The 1924-nt window shown below is 47.3% G+C and carries 3 protein-coding genes and 1 pseudogene; all 4 read left to right on the top strand.

The window, feature by feature from the left end:
• Positions 1 to 503, top strand: a 503-nt coding sequence (locus ACTHUE_RS17195; RefSeq protein ID WP_440403058.1) for an NADH-quinone oxidoreductase subunit N, incomplete at its 5' end; no start/stop codon positions are given.
• Positions 504 to 723: 220 nt separating this feature from the next.
• Positions 724 to 1023, top strand: coding sequence for a DUF2818 family protein (locus ACTHUE_RS17200; protein ID WP_107768626.1), 300 nt, complete (start codon positions 724 to 726; stop codon positions 1021 to 1023).
• Between the two features lie 175 nt (positions 1024 to 1198).
• Positions 1199 to 1756 carry a ribosome recycling factor gene (gene frr / locus ACTHUE_RS17205; protein ID WP_003686718.1) on the top strand — a complete coding sequence of 186 codons (558 nt, stop codon included), beginning with the start codon at positions 1199 to 1201 and terminating at the stop codon, positions 1754 to 1756.
• A gap of 57 nt (positions 1757 to 1813) precedes the next feature.
• Positions 1814 to 1924, top strand: a pseudogene (locus tag ACTHUE_RS17210) (di-trans,poly-cis-decaprenylcistransferase); the annotation flags it as partial.

Here is a 1924-nt window from a genome sequence, read left to right on the forward strand (position 1 = left end):
TGGCGTTTATGGCAGGCGCAGTCGGCTTTACTGCAGGTTTGTATTACGCCATTACCTATGCTTTGATGGCGGCAGTCAGCTTCGGTGTTTTGATGGTATTGTCCACCAAAGACATTGAATGTGAAAATATCAAAGACCTCGCAGGCCTTAACCAACGCCATGCATGGTTTGCCTTCCTGATGTTGCTGTCTATGTTCTCCATGGCGGGTATTCCGCCGCTGATGGGTTTTTACGCCAAATTCGGCGTGATTATGGCACTCTTGAAACAAGGCCATGTTTGGTTGTCCGTATTTGCCGTCATCATGTCGCTGATTGGCGCCTTCTACTACCTGCGCGTGGTCAAAGTCATCTACTTCGATGCGCCTGATCATGACCAGCCGGTCGGCAGTAACTATGCCGCTAAATTTGTTCTGACGGTCAATGCCTTCTTGCTGCTCCTGTGGGGTATCATGCCGCAAACCGTTATCGACTGGTGTGCCAAAGCATTGGAAAATACCCTGTAAGCTTCAAACAAAACCAACGGCGGCTGTTCCAAAGCCGCCGTTTTTGTTAGGATTCGCATTCGGATGAAATATACCCAAAGTTCAGACGGCCTCAAGCCTTTGAACAATCATCAAGCAGGTATCATCAAGATATTGAATATTCCACGGATAATGATGGGCAAGAATGCCCATTTAACATGTTAAAATCACATATAGGCCGTCTGAAAACCGAAAGACCATCATGACCGCATCCATGTACATTCTTTTGCTGTTGGCACTTATCTTTGCCAACGCACCATTTATTACCACCAAATTCTTCGGCATCATCGCCCTGAAACGCAAACATATCGGCCATCACTTGATCGAGTTGCTGGCAGGCTTCCTTCTTACCTCGATCCTCGCCTATATCCTCGAATCGCGAGCTGGTGCCGTGCATGCCCAAGATTGGGAGTTTTACGCGACCGTTGTCTGCCTCTACCTGATTTTTGCTTTTCCATGCTTTGTATGGCGTTACTTTTGGAATGAACGGAATAGAGAGTAGGATTTGAATTAGGAAAAGGCCGTCTGAAAGATTTTCAGACGGCCTTTATTTTGTTTGATGTTAAATATCGGTTAGAAAACAAGGCTGTTGGGGCGTAAAGCCTTGTCGTGGTGGCGGTTTAACGGTACTATTCTCGGTTAATCCTGTTTTATTCCTATGAAATTGAAAGTATAAGATGATTAATGATATTCAAAAGACAGCTGAAGGCAAAATGCAGCGTTCTCTGGAAGTATTGAAAGACAATTTGGCTAAAGTGCGTACCGGCCGTGCGCATACCGGCCTGCTCGACCAAGTGGAAGTGGAATACTGGGGCAGCATGGTGCCTGTGAGCCAAGTGGCAAACGTAACGCTTTTGGATGCGCGTACGATCGGTGTGAAACCGTTCGAGAGCAATATGGCTGCAAAAGTCGAGAAAGCGATTCGTGATTCCAACTTGGGCCTGAACCCTGCTTCTGTCGGTGATTTGATCCGTGTTCCAATGCCTATGTTGACTGAGGAACGCCGTAAAGATTTGATCAAAGTAGTACGCGGCGAAGCGGAAGAGGGCCGTGTGTCTATCCGCAATGTGCGCCGTGATGCAAACGACCACATCAAAAAATTGTTGAAAGACAAAGAAATTTCTGAAGATGAAGCCCGCCGAGGCGAGGAAGCGGTTCAGAAGTTGACCGACAAATATATTGCTGAGGCAGACAAGCTCTTGGCTGCCAAAGAAGAAGATTTGATGGCGATTTAATCCTGTGTGCAAACCGTTCAGACGGCCTTTGGACGGTTTGTTCCCTGAAAGGCAGACATGAAAAGCAGTACGCAGACGATTTTGGAACACTCTGCCATCCCCCGACATATTGCCGTGATTATGGACGGCAACGGACGTTGGGCAAAGAAGCGTTTTCTTCCCCGTGTG

It is taken from the genome of Neisseria sp. P0021.S005 (assembly GCF_051956955.1).